The sequence below is a fragment of the Komagataeibacter kakiaceti JCM 25156 genome, from assembly GCF_000613305.1.
This window is the reverse complement of the sequence record NZ_BAIO01000479.1, coordinates 1-1770: the sequence shown is the minus strand read 5'-3', so window position 1 is coordinate 1770 and position 1770 is coordinate 1. Positions and strand designations below refer to the sequence as shown.

Genomic DNA, 1770 nt, shown 5'->3' with positions numbered 1-1770 from the left:
GCCGCGCACGCGGCCGATGTGCTGGGGCAGCAGGTGGGCACGGCGCTGCAGCAGGCCCAGACCGCGCTGGCCGCCCATAAATACCCCCAGCCATGACGGCGATTGATGAGGCGGACAAGGTCGCGGGCAAGAGCGATTACGAATCCTACACCATCGAGCAGATGCGCGCCGCCGTCGCAGCACAGTCCGGCAATGTTCCGGTGGCGATCTCGGCCTATGACAAGCTGATCGCCTCCCCCCGCACCCCGGCGGCGACGAAGGAACAGATGGCGCTGGCCGAAGGCAGCATGGCCTTTACCGCCAAGAATTATCCGCAGGCCATTGCCGTGACGGAGAAATATATCAAGGCGGGTGGCAAGAACCCGCAGATGCTGACGATCCTGATCCAGTCCTATTACCTGCAGCATGACTTCGCCAACGCGGCGCGCGTGCAGCAGGCGCAGATCGATGCGGCGGTCAAGGCGGGCGGCAAGCCGACGGAAAACCAGCTCCAGCTTCTGGCCGCCTGTCAGGCGCAGTTGCGTGACAATGCGGGCCTGACCCACACCTATGTCCAACTCGCTACCTATTACCCCAAGCCGGATTACTGGGCGCAGGTGTCCATTCCGTGCTGAGCAACCCGAACATGGCCCCGGCCCTGCGGCTGGATATCGACCGCGTGCGGCTGGAGGCCGGTCTGGTCAAGACCTCGGCCGAATACATGGATATCGCGGAACTGGCCCTGCAGGCCGGGCTGCCGCAACTGGGGCTGGACATCCTCAATCAGGGTTATGCCAGCGGCGTGCTGGGTCATGACGCCAACGCGCCCCGCACCGACCGTCTGAAGGCGATGGTGACCCAGAACGTGGCGCAGACCAAGGCGGCGCTGGACACCACGGCGGCGCAGGCCACCACGGGCAACGCGATGCTGACGGCGGGCTACAACTACGTCCTGTACGGCCAGGCGGACAAGGGTCTGGCCCTGATGAAGCAGGGTCTGGCCAAGGCCCCGACGGATGTGAACATCGGCCGCCTGCATCTGGGTCTGGCGCAGGCCGCCGCAGGGCAGAAGGCGGATGCCATCGCCACGCTCGACAGCGTGGAAGGCACCAACGGCGCGCGCGACATCGCGCAGTTCTGGGTGCTGAAGCTGAACGCCGCACCCGCCGCGCACTGAACGGTCCACGCATGACGGCAGGCGGGGCGTCGGAGGGATCCGGCGCCCCGTTCTGGTTTCAGGCCCGGCCGGGACAGACATTTTATGACATGAACGATGGTCTTATCCCGCCCCGATGCGTTGGATATGCTGCTGCTGTCGCTTGCATGGCGTCATGACTGCCCCGAACACGAACATGGCCGAGAGAATGACACAGACACCCGCCACCGCCGATCTGCCCGCCCGTATTCTGGTGGTGGAAGACGACCCCGGCATGCGCACCCTGATCGTCCGCGCCCTGCAGGGCGATGGCTACCGGGTGCGGGGTGTGCAGGGGGGGCCGGAAATGTGGGATGCGCTGAAGGTGCAGGCCGCCGACCTCATCATCCTTGATGTCATGCTGCCGGGCACCAACGGGCTTGACCTGTGCCGCAGCCTGCGCGCGCGCGCCGACCCCCTTGCCCCCGATGAGCAGCCGCTGAGGGAAGTGCCGGTCATCATCGTCTCCGCGCGCGGGGAGGAACTGGACCGTGTGCAGGGGCTGGAACTGGGGGCCGATGATTACGTGCCCAAGCCCTTTGGCAGAAGGAACTGCTGGCGCGCGTGCGCGCGGTGCTGCGGCGGCGCGGTGGCGG

The 1770-nt window shown here is 66.4% G+C and carries 2 pseudogenes; both read left to right on the top strand.

From position 1 onward, the window contains the following. Positions 1–1156 (top strand): annotated as a pseudogene (locus JCM25156_RS32430) (hypothetical protein); the annotation flags it as partial. A gap of 187 nt (positions 1157–1343) precedes the next feature. Continuing rightward, a pseudogene (locus tag JCM25156_RS25200) lies at positions 1344–1770 on the top strand (response regulator transcription factor); the annotation flags it as partial.